Consider the following 15,196-nt stretch of genomic DNA (forward strand, 5'->3'; position numbering starts at 1 on the left):
TTCCCGTCAGCTCGACGTCGAGGCGAGCTGGCTGGCGAGCCAGCTCGACTGCGACTGGAGCTTGCTGAGGCTGGTCTCGAGTGATGCGTAGAGGGTCTGCAGCGAGGCCCGGCGCATCGCCAACCGGTCGGTCCAGCTGTCGATCTGGGTGGTCAGGTCCTTCGCGACGGCCTGCTGGCCGGTGATGGAGGTCGTGACGGAGCCGTCGTACTTGTCGGACGCGGCGGTGGCTGCGGCGCCGACGTTGGCGGCCACGCCGGAGAGCATCGCCTGGGTGGCCTTCGGGTCGGTCGCGAGGGCTTTCTGGAAGACCTCGGGGTCGAAGGTGAAAGTGCCGTCCTTCATGATCACGATGCCGATGGTCGACGGCGACTTGCCGTCGACGGGGGCGGACATCGTGCTCGTCAGGCGCTGCACCGCGTCGCGGGAGGCGCCGTCGCCGGTCAGGACACCGGCCTTGGTCGTCGTGGTGCCGGACGTGGCACTGGTCGTGCTCGAGACCGTGGTGTTCGTCTTGTAGTAGGCCGCGATCGCGTTCATCGCGTCGACGAGCCCGGAGGCCACGGACTGGGCCTTCGTGGTGTCCTGCGCGACGGTGACGGTGACCGGCTCGGCGGTGGTCTTCGACACCGTGACGTCGACCCCGGGGACGAGGCCCGTGAAGGTGTTGGTGGCGCTCGTGACCGTCTGCGCGGCGGCGGTGCCGGCCCAGAGGGTGACACTGGCATCGGTCGCCGCGGTCACGACCGCGGCACCGGTCTCGGTCAGGACGTTCGTCGCGGTGCCTGCTGCCACGGCGTCCGCGCCACCCCGGTACACCTGGAACCCGCCGGCCGCCCCGGTCTTCGCGGACGTGAGCTGCAGGCGGGAGAGCTTGGTGCCGTCGGCGTCGGTACCGGCGGAGACCTTCGTCGCGGTGACGCCCGCACCGGACTTGTTCAGGGCGGACACGACGTCGTCGAGGGAGCCGGACGTCGGCGTCACCGTGGTCGACTTGCCGTCCGCGCCGACGATCGTGATCGGCTGCGCATCGCTGGACCACGTCGACATCGCAGCCGTGACACCGACCTGGGCCGAGGCGGTCGATCCGACGGTGAAGCTGATGGACCCGGCGGTCGCGCCGGTGCCGGTGAGGGCCGTGACGCCGGCAGCGCTGCTCGTCGCGGCGAAGAGGTCCAGCGACGAGGCCTTCGCGGCGTCCGCGGCCTTGGTGGCGAGCCCCTGGATCAACCCGTTGAGCGTCTGCAGTGACGAGATGAACGAGTTGGTGGTGGTGAGCTTGTTCTTGAGCAGGGTCTGCGGGACGCCCTCGACGCTCATCAGCGAGTTGATGAGGTCGGTCGTCTTGAGACCGCTGACCAGACCGTCGATCGCGAGGCTGGTGCTCGAGGACACGGACGAGGACATCGTCGACACTCCCTGGCGTCGTGGAGGTGGTCAGGACGGCGAGGTCCGCCCTCCGTGCCCGCAGGGGGCCCGGAGGGCGGACCGCGTGATGGCTAGCGCAGGAGCGAGAGCACGCCCTGGGTGCTCTGGTTCGCCTGCGCGAGCATCGAGGTGCCGGCCTGGCTCAGGATGTTGTCGCGCGTGTACTTGACCATCTCCTGTGCCATGTCGACGTCGGTGATGCGCGAACCGGCAGCCGTCAGGTTCTCCTTGGCCACGTTCGTCACGTTGATGGCGTGGTCGAAGCGGTTCTGGATGGCACCGATGGTCGAACGAGCGGAGGAGACGTACTTGATCTGCTCGTCGATCGCGGTGATGGCAGCCTGAGCGTTCGTGGCCGAGTCGAAGGTGAGCGCGCCGACCGCGGTCGACACGGACTCCACGTTCGACTTCGACAGGTCCACGTCGATCTGGCTCGCCGCGTCACCGTTCGCGCCGACCTGGAACTTCAGCACCCCTGCGGCGCCGGCGGAGCCGTCGAGCAGCTTGAAGCCGTTGAAGTTGGTCGACGCCGAGATGCGGGTGAGCTCCTTGGTGAGCTCGCCGACCTCGGTGGTGATCGCCTTCCGCGAGTCCTCGTTGTTCGAGTCGTTGCCGGCCTGGACGGCCAGGTCGCGCATGCGCTGGAGGATCGAGTGGGTCTCGGTGAGGCCACCTTCAGCGGTCTGCACGACGGAGATGCCGTCCTGCGCGTTGCGGGCGGCGACCGTGAGGCCACCGACCTGGGACTTCAGCCCCTCGGAGATCGTCAGACCGGAAGCGTCGTCGGCAGCACGGTTGATGCGGAGGCCGCTCGAGAGCTTCTCGAGGGACTTCGACAGGTCGTTCTGCGTCGAGTTCAGGTTCCGGTACGTGTTGAGTGCCGAGAGGTTGGTGTTGATGGACATACCCATGGTGGTTTCCTCCGTGAACGTGGGTCGTGCGTCTGCCCGTCCGTGGGCTGACATGGATGACTCTCGGCCGGTCGCCGGGAGTCGTTAGGGGATCGGCGGAGAAGTTTCCGCCGACGTCTCAACTCGCCGCGACGGCCGGTCCTGCTGCAGCGTCGTGCACCGCGCGGGCGACACCGGCGGCGGCGTTCGTGGCGACACGGGCCAGGTACGCACTGCGACGGGCCGCGGTGGTGCGGCTGGCGGGCTCGACGGTGGTGCCGTCGCCGTAGTGGGCGGCGAGACCGTCGTGGAGCAGGCGCATCGCCTCGGAGCGCTGCTGCGAGACGGCGGAGTGCGTGATGCCGAGCTCGGCGGCGACGTCGGTGACCGATCGGTCGCCGAAGTACACGGCCTCGACGATGAAGCGCATCCGCTCGGGCAGGGCCTCGACCGCGGCGCGGAGGTACCGGCGTTTCTCGGTCTCGAGCAGGTCGTCCCCCGGGAGCGGCAGGTCGGCCGCGACCAGGTCGTGCACGGTCTCGTCGAGGGGCGCGACGGTGCGGGCGGCGTCGCTCATCGCGTCCACCGCGGTCTGCTTGTCGACGCCCATCGCGTCGGCGATCTCCTGCGCACCGACGGTCCGGCCGAGTCGCGCCGACAGGGCCTCCTGCGTGGCCAGGGTCTCGCGGATGCGCTTGCGGGTGCCGCGGGAGGCCCAGTCGGCCGAGCGCATGTCGTCGGCCAGTGCCCCGGTGATCCGGGTGCGGGCGTAGGCGCCGAACGGGACGCCGAGGGTGGGGTCGAACGCATCGGCCGCGGCGACGAGGGCGAGGGACCCGACGGCGGCGAGGTCGTCGCGGTCCAGGTGCGTCGCCCGGGAGCGGACGTCGGCCACGATGTAGCCCACGAGCGGGAGGTGCTCCACGATCATCGCGTTGCGTTCGGTGCGGTCCATGCTCATCCCCTGGTCGACCTGACGTGTGTCGGCTCACCCGTCCGTGGGCGCGACGAGCGCCGGCCTCGGATGGCCGGTGCGTACGCCGAAGAACCGCCCGGGTCCCTCCGAGCGGAGCACCCCGTGTCGTTCCCGAGCAGTTCCGGGCGTCCCCCGGGGTGCGTTCTGAATGTATCGGCTGGCAATGGGCTGAGTGGGTCCACATGCGTCCCCAGTGCGGGGGTGTCAGGGCCCGGATCCGGTCGGCATTTCTGGGGACTCCGGGTGGGGAACGACCGTTCTTGTCCCCCGACAGGGCTCATCGGGTCACAGTCTCGGCGAGTACTGAGTCGGCACTCGGCCGCCGGGGCTTACGGTCGCGACCACCGAGTCGATAGGTCCCGGTGTCCGCAGGATGACGGACCGGGGGCCACCCCGACGAACCACCACCTGGGAGGAGCTGATGAGCGTGAACGACCTGTCCGCCGTGCTCTGGCGCGAACGCGAGCTGCTCGAACTGCTCACCTTCAAGCTCGAGGAGGAGCAGCTCCTGCTCACCGCGGGCCGCTCCCGCTGGGTGTCGCACGCCAGCCGCGAGGTCGAGCAGGTCCTCGACCGGCTCCGCAGCACCGGACTCGAGCGCGCCGCGCAGAGTGCCGAGGTCGCCGAGGAGTGGGGCGTGCCCGCCGACGCTCCCCTGCGGGACGTCGTCGCCGCGGCGCCGAACGGCCCGTGGGGCGAGATCCTGTCGTCGCACCTCACCGCGATGGTCGAGCTGACCACCCAGATCGGCGCGCTGCGCGACGAGAACGACCGGTTCCTCCGTGCCGCCGCCCAGGCCACCGAGGAGACCCTGGCCGGGACCGTCACCGGCGCCGCCACCTACGACGCCACCGGCACGTCGGGTGCCGGCGCGGACGGCGCCCGCCTGTTCGAGGGGACGCTGTAACACCGTGGTCAGCACCTTCGGATCCCTCGCGACGGCGTACTCCGGCCTCGCCGCGGCCCGGGCCGGCATCGACGTCACCGGCCAGAACATCGCCAACGCCGGCACCGCCGGGTACACGCGGCAGCGCGTCATGCAGAACTCGGTCCCCGCGACCCAGACCGGCTTCATGCGGGGCACCGCGGCCCTCGCCGGCCAGGGCGTCTCCGTCGACGGCATCGCCCGCCTGGCGTCCCTGACGCTCGACGCCGGCGTCCGCGTCGCCGCCGGTTCGTCGGCGTACGCCGACGCCCGCGCCAGCGCACTCTCCGCCCTCGAGACCGGATTGCACGAGCCCGGCAAGGACGGTCTGAGCGCCAAGCTGGATGCGTTCTGGTCGTCCTGGAGCGAGCTCGCCAGCCACCCCGACGACCCCGGTGCCGCGAGCGCGGTGCTCGGGGCCGCGGGCACCGTCGTCTCCGCCCTGGCCGCCGGATCGAAGGCCGTCGATGCGCAGTGGTCGTCGGTGCGCGGCTCCCTGACCGGCCAGGTCGCCCAGCTGAACGGCGCCGCGGAGCAGGTCGCGGACCTGAACGGCCGGATCCGCACCGCACTGGCGTCGGGCGGCACCGCCAACGAGCTGCTCGACCAGCGCGACCAGCTCACGCAGCAGATCGCCACGCTCGCCGGCGGCACCACCCGGACCAACGCCGACGGCACGGTCGACGTGCTCCTCGGTGGCAACCCGCTCGTGCAGGGCACCGACGCCCGCTCGGTCGCCCTCGGCGGCGGCGAGCGTCTGGCCGACGGCACCGCGGTCACCCTGACCTGGACCACCGGCACGGCCGGGGCCGTCGGGCTGAGCGGCGGGTCGATCGGCGGAGCCCTCGCCGTCCTGGCGCCCGCGTCCGGCACCGGCACCGGCGGGGCACTCGCCGAGGCGTCCGCGTCCTACGACGCCGTGGCCACCCGACTCGCCACCACCGTGAACGCCCTGCACGCCACCGGGACCACCCCGGCCGGCGCCACGGGCGCACCGTTCTTCTCACTCGCGACCGGTGTGCCCGCCGCCCAGGCGCTCGGCGTCGTCCCCACGGACGCCGGCGGCCTGGCGACGCGGAACGCGGCGGGCGAACTCGACGACTCGTTCGCCGACGCGCTCGCGCGACTCGGGGCGTCGTCCGACGGTGCCGACCAGGTCTGGGCGACGTTCGTGACGGGGGTGGGCACCGCCTCCAGGTCGGCGACGTCGGAATCGACGCTGACCGGACTCGCGCTCACCAACGCACGCACCCAGCAGCAGTCGAGCGCCGGCGTCGACCTCGACGAGGAGAACGTGAACCTGCTGAGCTACCAGCACGCGTACCAGGGCGCCGCGCGCGTCCTGACCGCCGTCGACGAGATGCTCGACACCATCATCAACCGAGTCGGACTCGTCGGGAGGGGCTGATCGTGATCACCCGTGTGACCACCCAGATGTCGATGGCGGCCGCCTCGGCCCGGCTGCAGGCCGGTGCCGCGAAGGTCGCCGAGCTCACCGACCAGGCCACGACGCTGCGCGCCATCCAGAAGCCGTCCGACGACCCCGTCGGCACCGCGTCGTCGATGCAGGTGCGCAAGGAGCAGGCCGCTGCGGCGCAGTACTCGCGGAACGCAGACGACGCCGCGGCGTGGCTCGCGACCACCGACAGTGCACTGTCGAGCGTGTACGGGGTGCTCAACAACGTCCGCGACCTCACGGTCCAGGCCGCGAACTCGGGCACCATGAGCGAGACGAACCGCGACGCCTTCGTCACGCAGTTCCGGTCGCTCAAGGCCGACCTCGAGGCACGAGCCAACACCACCTACGGCACCCGTTCGGTGTTCGCGGGGTCGTCGACCGCCGCTGCCGCCCACGACCCGGCCACGGGTTGGGCGGCCTCGGGCACCGACGTGTCCCGGCGGATCGGTGACGGCACGACCGTCCGCGTCGACACCACCGGCACCGCGGTCTTCGGATCCGGTGACGACTCGGTGTTCGCCGTGATCGACTCCATCGTCAGCGACCTGCAGAACGGGGTGAACGTGAACGCGCGGATCAACGACGTGGACGGCGCGCTCGGGACCGTCCGCGGCGCCCAGGCCGACGTCGGGGTCCGGCACGCCGCCGCGCTCGCGGCGCAGGACTCACTGAAGTCCGCGACCGTCTCGCTCGAGAGCCGCCGCGCCGGCATCGAGGACGTGGACCTCGCCAAGGCCGTCCTCGACCTGCAGGTGCAGCAGACCAACTACCAGGCAGCCCTCGCCGTCACCGCGAAGGTCCTGCAGCCGACCCTGATGGACTACCTCCGATGAGCATCTCCCTGACCTTCGCCGTCCCGCCGTTCGGACTCGCTGCCGCGCCGGCCTTCGCCCTGTCGCCCGTCGACGGCGCCGAGGGGCTGTTCACGCTCGTCGGCGACGACGCGCGGCTGTTCCTGCTCGACGCCGCGGTGCACCTGCCGTCGTACGCGCCCGAGCTCACCGACGAGCAGGCCGCCGCGCTCGGGCTGACCGACCCCGCGGACGCGATGCTGCTGGTGGTCGCGAACCCCGGGGCGTCCGGCACCACGGTCAACCTGCTCGCGCCGATCGTCGTGAACGCCCGCACCGCCGTGGGCGCGCAGGTCATCCTCGAGGAGCAGGACCTGCCGCTGCGGGCGGAGCTCGCGCGGGTGTAGCGCGCGCGGTCGCGCCGGGCGCACCCGTTCTGCGACATTCCACCAGTCGTTCGCGTCGTGCATCGTCGGAACATGCACACGCAGTAGTTGTGCGCACATCAGGCGACAACACACGAGTCGTTCGACGCGTGGATCGTCGGAACATGCACACGCACTGCAGGCGGTCAGTCCTCCACAGGGCGTCGCCCCCGCCAGAGTCTCCACAGATCGGCGTCCGGAGCGTGCTGGATCTCCGCGTTCGGCGAGCCTGGTGTCATGTCCAGAGCGAACGACGTCGAACTGATCCGCACATCGGGCGCGACCTCCGCCGAACGCCGTGCCCTCGAACGCGACGTTCGCCGCGGACGCTTCGATCGCCTCCGTCCGGGCGTCCTCGTCCACCCGGGTGCCCTCGACGGGCTGCACCCCGGCGAGCAGCACCACGTGCTCGTCCGGGCCTCGGCGCACCGGATCCGTGACACGGACGTCGTCTCACACCAGTCTGCCTGCGCCGTCCTCGGTCTGCCGTTGGTCGCAGCGGCACCGCCGAAGGTGCACCTCTCCGATCCGACCACGACGCACACTCGTGTCACCGCGTGGTTCGTCCGGCACGGCTCGCAGATGCGGCCGCCCGCGGTCAGGATCGACGAGGACTCGATACCCACGACGACACCGGCGAGGACCGCGATCGACGTCGCTGCGACGCGCGCGTTGTTCGAGGCGCTGCCCGTCGTCGACGCGGTGCTCTCGCTTCGGCTCAGCGATCGCGCGACCCTCGAGGCGGAGTTCGCAGCGCTGACAGCATCCCGCAGCAAGGCGGGCATCGCGATCGCGATGGGGTCGGCACTGTCGGGGTCGCCGGCGGAGTCGGTGTGCCGGGTTCGGTTCCGCGAGCTCGGCGTGCCCGAGCCGGTGCAGCAGCACGTGTTCGCCCGGGCAGGATCGGAGACGGCGGTGGTGGACTTCTGGTTCCCGGACCAGGGCGTCGTGGTCGAGGTCGACGGCCGCGCGAAGTACGAGGACCCGGTGATGCTCGACGGGCGTTCGACCGCCGACGCGCACTGGCGCGAGAAACGACGTGAGGACTTCATCCGGTCGTGCCCCGGTGTCCGCGCGGTCATCCGGCTCTCCTGGTCCGACCTGATGCAGCCCGACCGGGTGCGGGCTGCGCTCCGGCGCGCAGGTGTGCCGTGCGGGTGACCCACCACGGACGGTCAGCGCGGGCGGTGCGGTGCCTCGGGGTGGTACTGCCGCTGGCGCTCCACCGTCGGCGAACCGGAGACTCCGCGGCCGTTCAGCACCCCGCCGACCACGACCTCGCCGACCCCCACGCGCACACCACGGACGGGCCCCGTGCCCTTGACCACACCGCCGCGGTGGTCCGGGTCGGGTTCGCGGTGGTCGCCGCCGTCCGCCAGTTCGACGTCCCGGACGGACACTGGCCCGAGCACCTGCGCGCCGGAGCCGATGCGCGCCGGCCCCTCGACGAGACACCCGGCCGTCAGGCGGGCGCGACCACCCACCACCACGTCGGATCCCGTCGCGATGATCGTCACCGGTCCCGGCCCGAGTTCGGCGTCCTCGCCGACGTGCACGGTCGCCGCGGACGCGACGATGGTCACCGGCCCGGGGCCGAGTCGTGCTCCGGAAGCGACCGAGATCAGGCCGCCGTCGCGGGTCTCCAGGGTCGTGGACGGGTACAGCACGGCTCCGGGCAGAACGGTCACGCCGGCCCCGATCAGGACGGACCCGGGGTCGAGCACGCGGACGTCCGGTGCGAGCGCGGCGACCTCGTGGACGGGCAGGAACCCGGCCGCGCGGCGAGCCACGTCGAGGGGTCGCGCTGTCCGGTCGCCGTCCATCCAGCGAGCCTCCCACATGCCCGGCGTACGGTGAGCGCATGGCCCGCTCACCGAAGGACCAGGCGATCGTGCCCCTGCCGAACGCCCAGGTCTCCCCCACGTCAGACGACTCCAGAACCCCGCAACCGCAACAACCCGCCGGATGGGTCAAGTTGCTCGACCGCGCCATCAGTGTGCAGCGGCCGGCGGTCGTGGCGCACGTCAAGGCGATCCGCCGCCGCAAGCCCGACGCCACGCCGGCCGAGGTCATCCAGATCCTCGAGCGGCAGTACCTCACGGCCGTGACGACCGGTGGTGCCGCGGTCGGTGCGAGCGCCGTGATCCCGGGCGTCGGGATGGTTGCCGCGCTCGGACTGAGCGGTGCGGAGACGATCGGGTTCCTCGAGACCACGGCGCTGTTCGCCCAGTCGGTGACCGAGGTGCACGGGATCGCCCTGGACGACCCCGAGCGCGCTCGCACCCTGGTGATGGCGATGATCCTCGGCGCCCCGGGGACGCAGCTGATCAAGCAACTCGGTGGACAGATCGCCGGTGGCCAGGTCCGGACCGCGTTCTGGGGCGAGATGGTGACCTCGTCCCTCCCGAAGCAGATGGTGAACGGCATCGGCGGACAGGTCCGAGACCAGTTCATCAAGCGCTTCGCCATCCGACAGGGCGGGTCGGTGCTCGGTCGGGCCCTGCCGTTCGGCATCGGAGCGGCCGTCGGTGGCCTCGGTAACCACGCGCTGGGTCGCAAGGTCATCCAGGCGTCGCGGACGGGCTTCGGCATGCCGCCGGCGCAGTTCCCGATCGTCCTGACCGTGACCCCCACGGCCGAGAAGACCCGGCGTGCCCTGCCGTGGAAGCGTGGCGCGGGCAAGGACCAGGACCTCTGGACCGAGCCGGGCAACGACGACCACGGCACGAAACGCTGAACCCCGGCACGACGCGCTCAACCCCGGCACGACGCCCTGAACCCCGGCACGAAGCGCCGGACCAGGGCACCAAGCACTGACACAGGAACGGCCCGGGCAGCGTGCCCGGGCCGTTCCTGCGTCTGTGTCTGTGTCTGTTGCAGGCCGTGTCCTAGAAGGACCGCACGGGCGTCGTCACGACCTGTCCAGCGTGCGCGAACCCGCCCCCGAAGCCGAACAGCAGCGCCGGCACACCCTCGGGCAGGTCACCACGCTCCCACGCCTTCGACAGCCCGAGCGGCACACTCGCCGCCGAGGTGTTCCCGGACTCGACGACGTCGCGGATGACGAACTTGGACTCCCCGCCGAGCGCGGTCACGAGCGGCTCGATGATCCGCAGGTTCGCCTGGTGGAACGCGAACACCTCGATGTCGTCCATCGAGAGCCCCGCGGCTTCGACGACCTTGCGGGCGTGTCCCTCCGCCTCGGTGATGGCCCAGCGGTAGATCGAGCGACCCTCCTGGTTGAAGCGCCCCGGCGACCCCTCCACGCGGACGGCATCGAGCAGGTGCGGCACGCTCCCCCACGACACCGGCCCGATCTCGGGCGTCTCGGCGACACCGAGCACGGCGGCGCCGGCTCCGTCACCGACGAGCACACAGGTCGACCGGTCGGTCCAGTCGGCGATGCCGGACAGCACCTCGGACCCGATCACGAGCGCGACGTCGGCCGAGCCGGTCCGGATGGACTGGTCGGCGAGCCCGAGCGCGTACTCGAAGCCACTGCACGCGGTGTTGATGTCGATCGGCGCGGGGCCGTTCGTCATGCCGAGTGCGGCGGCGACCCGGCCGGCCGTGTACGGAGCGCGGTCCTGGTGCGTGGTGGACGCGACGATGACGAGTCCGACGGCCGAGGGCGACACCCCGGCGTCGGCGAGGGCACGGCGGCCGGCCTCGATCGCCATCGACGTGACGGTGTCGTCGGGCCCGGCGATCCGTCGGGTCTGGATGCCGGTGCGGGTGCGGATCCACTCGTCGTTCGTGTCGACCATCGTCGACAGTTCGTCGTTGGTCAGGATGCGTTCGGGCTGGTGGTGTCCGAACCCGAGGATCCGGCTGCCACGGAGTGCTGGGATGTTCACCGTCGGCACGTTACCCCCTCACCCCGAGCCAGCATGCCTGCCGAGGAATGCAGGCCCCGCCTCGCACCGTCACTTCCGCGCGGCGGCGGTCGCACGGTCGTTGGCCTTGCCGATCGCGTCGACCAGCTCGTCCTTGTTCATCTTCGACCGGCCGCGCACGTCGAGCCGCTTCGCGACGTCCATCAGGTGTGCCTTCGAGGCGTTCGCGTCGACACCGCCCTCGGTCTTCCCGGATGAGTCCGAGCCAGCACCACGCGAACCCGCGGCACCGGAGTCGGACGGGCCGGAGGACTCCTTCTCCTCCCAGTGGTCGCCGACCTTCTCGTACTCGTGCTTCACCGCGGCGAACGCGGTGCGGTGCGCGCGCTCGCCCGGACCGTACGACTCGTTCGCCGAGTCGAGCGCCTTCTCGAAGATCTCCTGCGCGTGCTCCGGGGACCGCTGCAGGGTGCTGGGGATCTCGTCCTTGGCTGGCATGGCTGCTCCTCTCGAGTGGTCCTCCCTGACTACTCCCCACCCCTCGACCGGTACTCCCAGGGCCTGGCGCCACCAGCGCGTCACGAGTAGACCCGTCTCATGGACTACACACACCTCGGACGGACAGGGCTGTCGGTTTCACGAGCAGTGCTCGGCACGATGAACTTCGGCCCGGAGACCAGCGAGGACGACTCGCACGCGATCATGGACCGGGCCCACGAGCTCGGCGTCAACTTCTTCGACACCGCCAACGGGTACGGCGGCTCGGTGGGCAAGGGTGCCACCGAGGAGATCATCGGCCGCTGGTTCGCCGAGGGCGGCGGGCGTCGCGAGAAGACCGTCCTCGCCACGAAGGTCTACGGCGAGATGATCGACTGGCCGAACGGCGGCAAGCTCAGCGCCCTGAACATCCGGCAGTCGCTCGACGCGAGTCTGCAGCGGCTGCAGACCGACCACATCGACCTGTACCAGTTCCACCACGTCGACCGTGCGACGCCGTGGGACGAGATCTGGCAGGCGATCGACGTCGCCGTGCAGCAGGGCAAGGTGCTCTACGTCGGCTCGTCGAACTTCGCCGGCTGGCACATCGCCCAGGCGCAGGAGGCCGCGAAGCGCCGCAACACCTTCGGCCTGGTCAGCGAGCAGTCGATCTACAACCTCGTGGTCCGCGACGTCGAGCGCGAGGTCCTGCCCGCCGCCCGTGCGTACGGCCTCGGCGTGATCCCGTGGTCGCCGCTGCAGGGCGGCCTGCTCGGCGGCGTCATCGAGAAGACGGAGAACGGCTCGCGTCGCCTGTCCGGCCGCAGCGCCGAGTACGTCGATTCGCACCGTGACCAGCTCACCGCGTACGAGTCCTTCGCGAAGGAACTCGGGCACACCCCCGGGGAGCTCGCCCTCGCTTGGCTGCTGCACCAGCCCGGCGTCACCGCGCCGATCACCGGCCCGCGCACGATGGAGCAGTGGGAGTCCGCGGTCCGCGCCGTCGACATCCGCCTCGACCAGCGTGCACTCGACCGGCTCGGCGAGATCTTCCCGGGGCACACGACCTCGCCGGAGGACTACGCCTGGTGACGTCGCCGGCGGAACCAACCGAACCGGCGGAACCAACGGAACCAACGGGTCGCTGACGCGACCATCTGCCTGGAGGCGCGGTGCGGGTCCGACCCGCACCGCGCCTCCGAAGCCGCTTCCGTGCCGACGCGCCAGCTGCGGACCGACCGTGACCGGTGGAGAGCCTCCCGTCCGTGGTCACGTCGAACACGCGACCCAGCGACACGACGACGGGCCCCGCGCTGCTGGGTGCGCGGGGCCCGTCGTCGTACGGGTGGTGCCTGGTGACTAGCGGACGCTGACCGGGCTGTCGTCGGTCTGCTCGTACAGGACGTAGCCCTCCTCGCCGTGGACGGCGGTGTCGATGCCCGCGACCTCGTCCTCGGTCTTGACGCGGAAGCCCATGGTCTTCTCGATGATCCAGCCGATGAGGAAGGCCAGGACGAACGAGTAGGCGCCGACGGCACCGGCTGCGGCCGCCTGCTTGCCGAGCTGCTCGAACGAGCCGGAGTAGATCAGGCCGGTGTCGTTGGCGAAGAACCCGAGGAACAGGGTGCCGAAGATGCCGCCGACCAGGTGCACGCCGACCACGTCGAGCGAGTCGTCGAAGCCCAGGCGGTACTTCCAGTCGATGGCGAAGCAGCAGACGATGCCGGCGAGGAAGCCGAGCAGGATGCCCCAGCCCGGGGTCAGGTTGGCACAGGCCGGGGTGATCGCGACCAGGCCGGTGACGGCACCCGAGGCGGCACCGACAGAGGTGGCCTTGCCGTCCTTGAGCTTCTCGACGAGCAACCAGCCGAGGACCGCGGCTGCGGGAGCGGCGAGCGTGTTGATCCAGGCGAGCGACGCGACGCCGTTCGCGGCACCGGCGGAGCCGGCGTTGAAGCCGAACCAGCCGAACCACAGGATGGCGGCACCGAGCAGGACGAAGGGCGGGTTGTGCGGCTTGTGCGCGCCCTTGGCGAAGCCGACGCGCTTGCCGAGGACGATCGCCAGGGCGAGACCCGCCGCACCGGCGTTGATGTGCACCGCGGTGCCACCGGCGAAGTCGATGACGCCCCACGTGGCGGCCCAACCGGAGGTCAGGTTGAAGACCCACGAGGCGACCGGGAAGTAGACGACCGTGACCCAGATGCCGGCGAAGACCATCCACGCGCCGAACTTGGCGCGGTCGGCGATGGCGCCGGAGATGAGCGCGACGGTGATGATCGCGAAGGTGGCCTGGAAGCCGACGAAGGCGAGGTCGGGGTAGGTGGCGGCGAGCGTGGTGGCCTGGGACTGTTCGAACGCCTGGCCGAGGCCGATCTGGTTCCAGTCGATGCTGAAGAACCCGACGACGCCGCTGACGGCCGTGTGCGGCCCCGTGTTGGCGAAGGCGATCGCGTAGCCGTACAGCACCCAGAGGACGCCGACGAGCGCGATCGCACCGAAGGACATCATCATCATGGAGATGACGGACTTCGCCTTCACCAAACCGCCGTAGAAGAAGGCCAGGCCGGGTGTCATGAACAACACCAGCGCAGCCATGATCATGATGAAGCCTGTCTGGCCCTGATCAAGCATCTGTTCACCTCTCGATTGCACGAGCGGCTCTTGGACCGCCTCGGGTGTCACCGAGTCTGGCGAGGCGAGGTTTCACGAGGGAGCACGAACTGTTTCGCGGATGTAACGCGAGCACGCCGTTTGTAAACGTCGTGTTTCCAGCGGCCCGATGTCCCCTGCGCGAGGGGCACGAGACCGCCGTGGACAGATCGGTCCGGGCAGGGAGCGACGTTCAGGCGCGGGTGAGCGCCACGACGCGGGACGCCGCGCGCAGGTACTTCTTGCGGTAGCCGCCCTCGAGCATCACGTCGGGGTACACCTGGTCGAGCGGGGTCCCCGAGGCGACGATCCGCACCTGCGCGTCGTACAGCCGGTCCACCAGGGCGACCCAGCGCAGCGCGTCGGTCTGGTCGGTGAACGCCCGGACGTCGGTCAGTCCGACGGCGTCCAGGTCCTCGACCAGCGCGACGTACTTCGAGGGGTGCACGGAACCCAGGTGTGCGACCACCGCTGCGAAGTCGTCGAGCGTGACCGCGCCCGTGGGCAGCAACCCGGCGACGTCGTCGACGACGGCAGCGGACTCGTCCACCGCACGTCGGCGGTAGTCGAGGCCGTCGATGCGCATGGTGTCGAAGCGGTCGGACATAGCCTGGATCTCGCGCAGGAAGTCCTGGGCGGCGAAGCGTCCTTCGCCGAGCGCCCCCGGCGGCGTGTTCGACGTCGCGGCGAAGCGGGTGCCCGTCTCGGTCAGTTCCTTGATGAGCCGGGTCATCACCATCGTGTCGCCCGGGTCGTCGAGCTCGAACTCGTCGATGCACACCAGGTCGGTGCCGCGGAGCAGGTCGACCGTCCCCTGGAACCCCAGTGCCCCGACGAGCGCGGTGTACTCGATGAAGGTGCCGAAGGTCTTCCGCCCGGTGGCCGCGTGGTACGCGGCCGCGAGCAGGTGGGTCTTGCCGACACCGAAGCCGCCGTCCAGGTAGACCCCGGACTTGGCCGCCGGTTCCGCCGACTGCTTGCGCCTCCCGAACAGCCCGCGCCGTGGGGCCTCGGCGGGCCCTGCGGCCACGAAGGCGGCGACGGCATCGCGGACCGAGGCCTGCGAGGCGTAGTCCGGGTCCGGCCGGTACGAGTCGAACGACGCGTCCGTGAACTGCGGCGGGGGCACGAGCGACGCGGCCATCTGCTGCGGGGTCACCCGGGGATCACGGTCGACGAGGTGAGCGGGCAATCGGGGGACCCTTCCGGGAAACATGTCGTTGGGTGTCACGTTGCGTCAGGGGCACGGTACGTCCGCGTACCGTTGCCCACAGGCACCGACGCCCGATCCTAGTCCGGCGCCAGCAGCACGCTCCCCAGCACCACGCTCCCCCGCA

The 15,196-nt window shown here is 70.8% G+C and carries 15 protein-coding genes; 7 read left to right on the forward strand and 8 right to left on the reverse strand.

The features are described 5' to 3' along the window. Positions 1–6: 6 nt before the first annotated feature. The 3 genes from fliD to QRN30_RS15900 form a co-directional block, all read right to left on the reverse strand. Positions 7–1,395 carry a flagellar filament capping protein FliD gene (fliD, locus tag QRN30_RS15890; protein WP_231564021.1) on the reverse strand — a complete coding sequence of 463 codons (1,389 nt, stop codon included), beginning with the start codon at positions 1,393–1,395 and terminating at the stop codon, positions 7–9. A gap of 104 nt (positions 1,396–1,499) precedes the next feature. Further along, positions 1,500–2,339 carry a flagellin N-terminal helical domain-containing protein gene (locus QRN30_RS15895; protein ID WP_284761367.1) on the reverse strand — a complete coding sequence of 280 codons (840 nt, stop codon included), beginning with the start codon at positions 2,337–2,339 and terminating at the stop codon, positions 1,500–1,502. Between the two features lie 118 nt (positions 2,340–2,457). Further along, entirely contained in the window at positions 2,458–3,273 is an 816-nt protein-coding gene (locus tag QRN30_RS15900; protein ID WP_040419087.1) for a sigma-70 family RNA polymerase sigma factor, read from the reverse strand. Between the two features lie 442 nt (positions 3,274–3,715). On the opposite strand from QRN30_RS15900, the gene QRN30_RS15905 reads away from it, so the two are divergent. The 5 genes from QRN30_RS15905 to QRN30_RS15925 all read left to right on the forward strand — a co-directional run bounded on the left by QRN30_RS15905 (position 3,716) and on the right by QRN30_RS15925 (position 8,055). Continuing rightward, positions 3,716–4,201, forward strand: a complete 486-nt coding sequence (locus tag QRN30_RS15905; protein ID WP_017886129.1) for a flagellar protein FlgN — start codon at positions 3,716–3,718, stop codon at positions 4,199–4,201. A 4-nt stretch (positions 4,202–4,205) separates the two neighbouring features. After that, complete coding sequence (gene flgK / locus QRN30_RS15910) at positions 4,206–5,627, forward strand: flagellar hook-associated protein FlgK (RefSeq protein ID WP_284761369.1); 1,422 nt, start codon at positions 4,206–4,208, stop codon at positions 5,625–5,627. 2 nt (positions 5,628–5,629) lie between these two features. After that, the gene (locus tag QRN30_RS15915) at positions 5,630–6,511 is read left to right on the forward strand and encodes a flagellin N-terminal helical domain-containing protein (RefSeq protein ID WP_017886127.1); all 882 of its coding nucleotides are present in this window, start codon (positions 5,630–5,632) and stop codon (positions 6,509–6,511) included. Next, positions 6,508–6,876 carry a flagellar assembly protein FliW gene (gene fliW / locus QRN30_RS15920; protein ID WP_214518930.1) on the forward strand — a complete coding sequence of 123 codons (369 nt, stop codon included), beginning with the start codon at positions 6,508–6,510 and terminating at the stop codon, positions 6,874–6,876. The genes QRN30_RS15915 and fliW overlap by 4 nt, the downstream gene beginning before the upstream one ends. 255 nt (positions 6,877–7,131) lie before the next feature. Continuing rightward, positions 7,132–8,055, forward strand: coding sequence for a type IV toxin-antitoxin system AbiEi family antitoxin (locus tag QRN30_RS15925; RefSeq protein ID WP_284761371.1), 924 nt, complete (start codon positions 7,132–7,134; stop codon positions 8,053–8,055). 14 nt (positions 8,056–8,069) lie between these two features. Here the strand turns inward: QRN30_RS15925 and QRN30_RS15930 are convergent, their stop codons facing one another. Then, complete coding sequence (locus QRN30_RS15930) at positions 8,070–8,735, reverse strand: hypothetical protein (protein ID WP_284761372.1); 666 nt, start codon at positions 8,733–8,735, stop codon at positions 8,070–8,072. Between the two features lie 20 nt (positions 8,736–8,755). On the opposite strand from QRN30_RS15930, the gene QRN30_RS15935 reads away from it, so the two are divergent. Continuing rightward, complete coding sequence (locus QRN30_RS15935) at positions 8,756–9,631, forward strand: hypothetical protein (RefSeq protein WP_284761373.1); 876 nt, start codon at positions 8,756–8,758, stop codon at positions 9,629–9,631. A gap of 151 nt (positions 9,632–9,782) precedes the next feature. Here the strand turns inward: QRN30_RS15935 and QRN30_RS15940 are convergent, their stop codons facing one another. After that, positions 9,783–10,751, reverse strand: a complete 969-nt coding sequence (locus QRN30_RS15940; protein WP_082046796.1) for a beta-ketoacyl-ACP synthase III — start codon at positions 10,749–10,751, stop codon at positions 9,783–9,785. A gap of 69 nt (positions 10,752–10,820) precedes the next feature. Further along, complete coding sequence (locus tag QRN30_RS15945) at positions 10,821–11,228, reverse strand: ChaB family protein (protein ID WP_042537067.1); 408 nt, start codon at positions 11,226–11,228, stop codon at positions 10,821–10,823. Between the two features lie 99 nt (positions 11,229–11,327). Between QRN30_RS15945 and QRN30_RS15950 the strand changes: the two genes are divergently transcribed. After that, positions 11,328–12,299, forward strand: a complete 972-nt coding sequence (locus QRN30_RS15950; RefSeq protein ID WP_284761375.1) for an aldo/keto reductase — start codon at positions 11,328–11,330, stop codon at positions 12,297–12,299. 267 nt (positions 12,300–12,566) lie between these two features. On the opposite strand, the gene QRN30_RS15955 is transcribed toward QRN30_RS15950, so the two are convergent. Next, positions 12,567–13,811, reverse strand: coding sequence for an ammonium transporter (locus QRN30_RS15955; RefSeq protein WP_017886119.1), 1,245 nt, complete (start codon positions 13,809–13,811; stop codon positions 12,567–12,569). 241 nt (positions 13,812–14,052) lie between these two features. Next, complete coding sequence (gene zapE, locus QRN30_RS15960; RefSeq protein ID WP_159556368.1) at positions 14,053–15,075, reverse strand: cell division protein ZapE; 1,023 nt, start codon at positions 15,073–15,075, stop codon at positions 14,053–14,055. Between the last annotated feature and the right edge of the window lie 121 nt (positions 15,076–15,196).

Source organism: Curtobacterium sp. MEB011 (assembly GCF_030209655.1).
In the GTDB taxonomy this organism is placed as follows: Bacteria; Actinomycetota; Actinomycetes; order Actinomycetales; family Microbacteriaceae; genus Curtobacterium; species Curtobacterium poinsettiae.

What these genes read in the sequence shown, in the direction of transcription:
- QRN30_RS15895 (WP_284761367.1), bottom strand. Translation starts at nt 2,339, where the DNA reads ATGGGTATGTCCATCAACACCAACCTCTCGGCACTCAACACGTACCGG.
- QRN30_RS15900 (WP_040419087.1), bottom strand. Translation starts at nt 3,273, where the DNA reads ATGGACCGCACCGAACGCAACGCGATGATCGTGGAGCACCTCCCGCTC.
- QRN30_RS15905 (WP_017886129.1), top strand. Translation starts at nt 3,716, where the DNA reads ATGAGCGTGAACGACCTGTCCGCCGTGCTCTGGCGCGAACGCGAGCTG.
- fliW (WP_214518930.1), top strand. Translation starts at nt 6,508, where the DNA reads ATGAGCATCTCCCTGACCTTCGCCGTCCCGCCGTTCGGACTCGCTGCC.
- QRN30_RS15925 (WP_284761371.1), top strand. Translation starts at nt 7,132, where the DNA reads ATGTCCAGAGCGAACGACGTCGAACTGATCCGCACATCGGGCGCGACC.
- QRN30_RS15930 (WP_284761372.1), bottom strand. Translation starts at nt 8,735, where the DNA reads ATGTGGGAGGCTCGCTGGATGGACGGCGACCGGACAGCGCGACCCCTC.
- QRN30_RS15935 (WP_284761373.1), top strand. Translation starts at nt 8,756, where the DNA reads ATGGCCCGCTCACCGAAGGACCAGGCGATCGTGCCCCTGCCGAACGCC.
- QRN30_RS15945 (WP_042537067.1), bottom strand. Translation starts at nt 11,228, where the DNA reads ATGCCAGCCAAGGACGAGATCCCCAGCACCCTGCAGCGGTCCCCGGAG.
- QRN30_RS15950 (WP_284761375.1), top strand. Translation starts at nt 11,328, where the DNA reads ATGGACTACACACACCTCGGACGGACAGGGCTGTCGGTTTCACGAGCA.
- QRN30_RS15955 (WP_017886119.1), bottom strand. Translation starts at nt 13,811, where the DNA reads ATGATCATGGCTGCGCTGGTGTTGTTCATGACACCCGGCCTGGCCTTC.
- zapE (WP_159556368.1), bottom strand. Translation starts at nt 15,075, where the DNA reads ATGTTTCCCGGAAGGGTCCCCCGATTGCCCGCTCACCTCGTCGACCGT.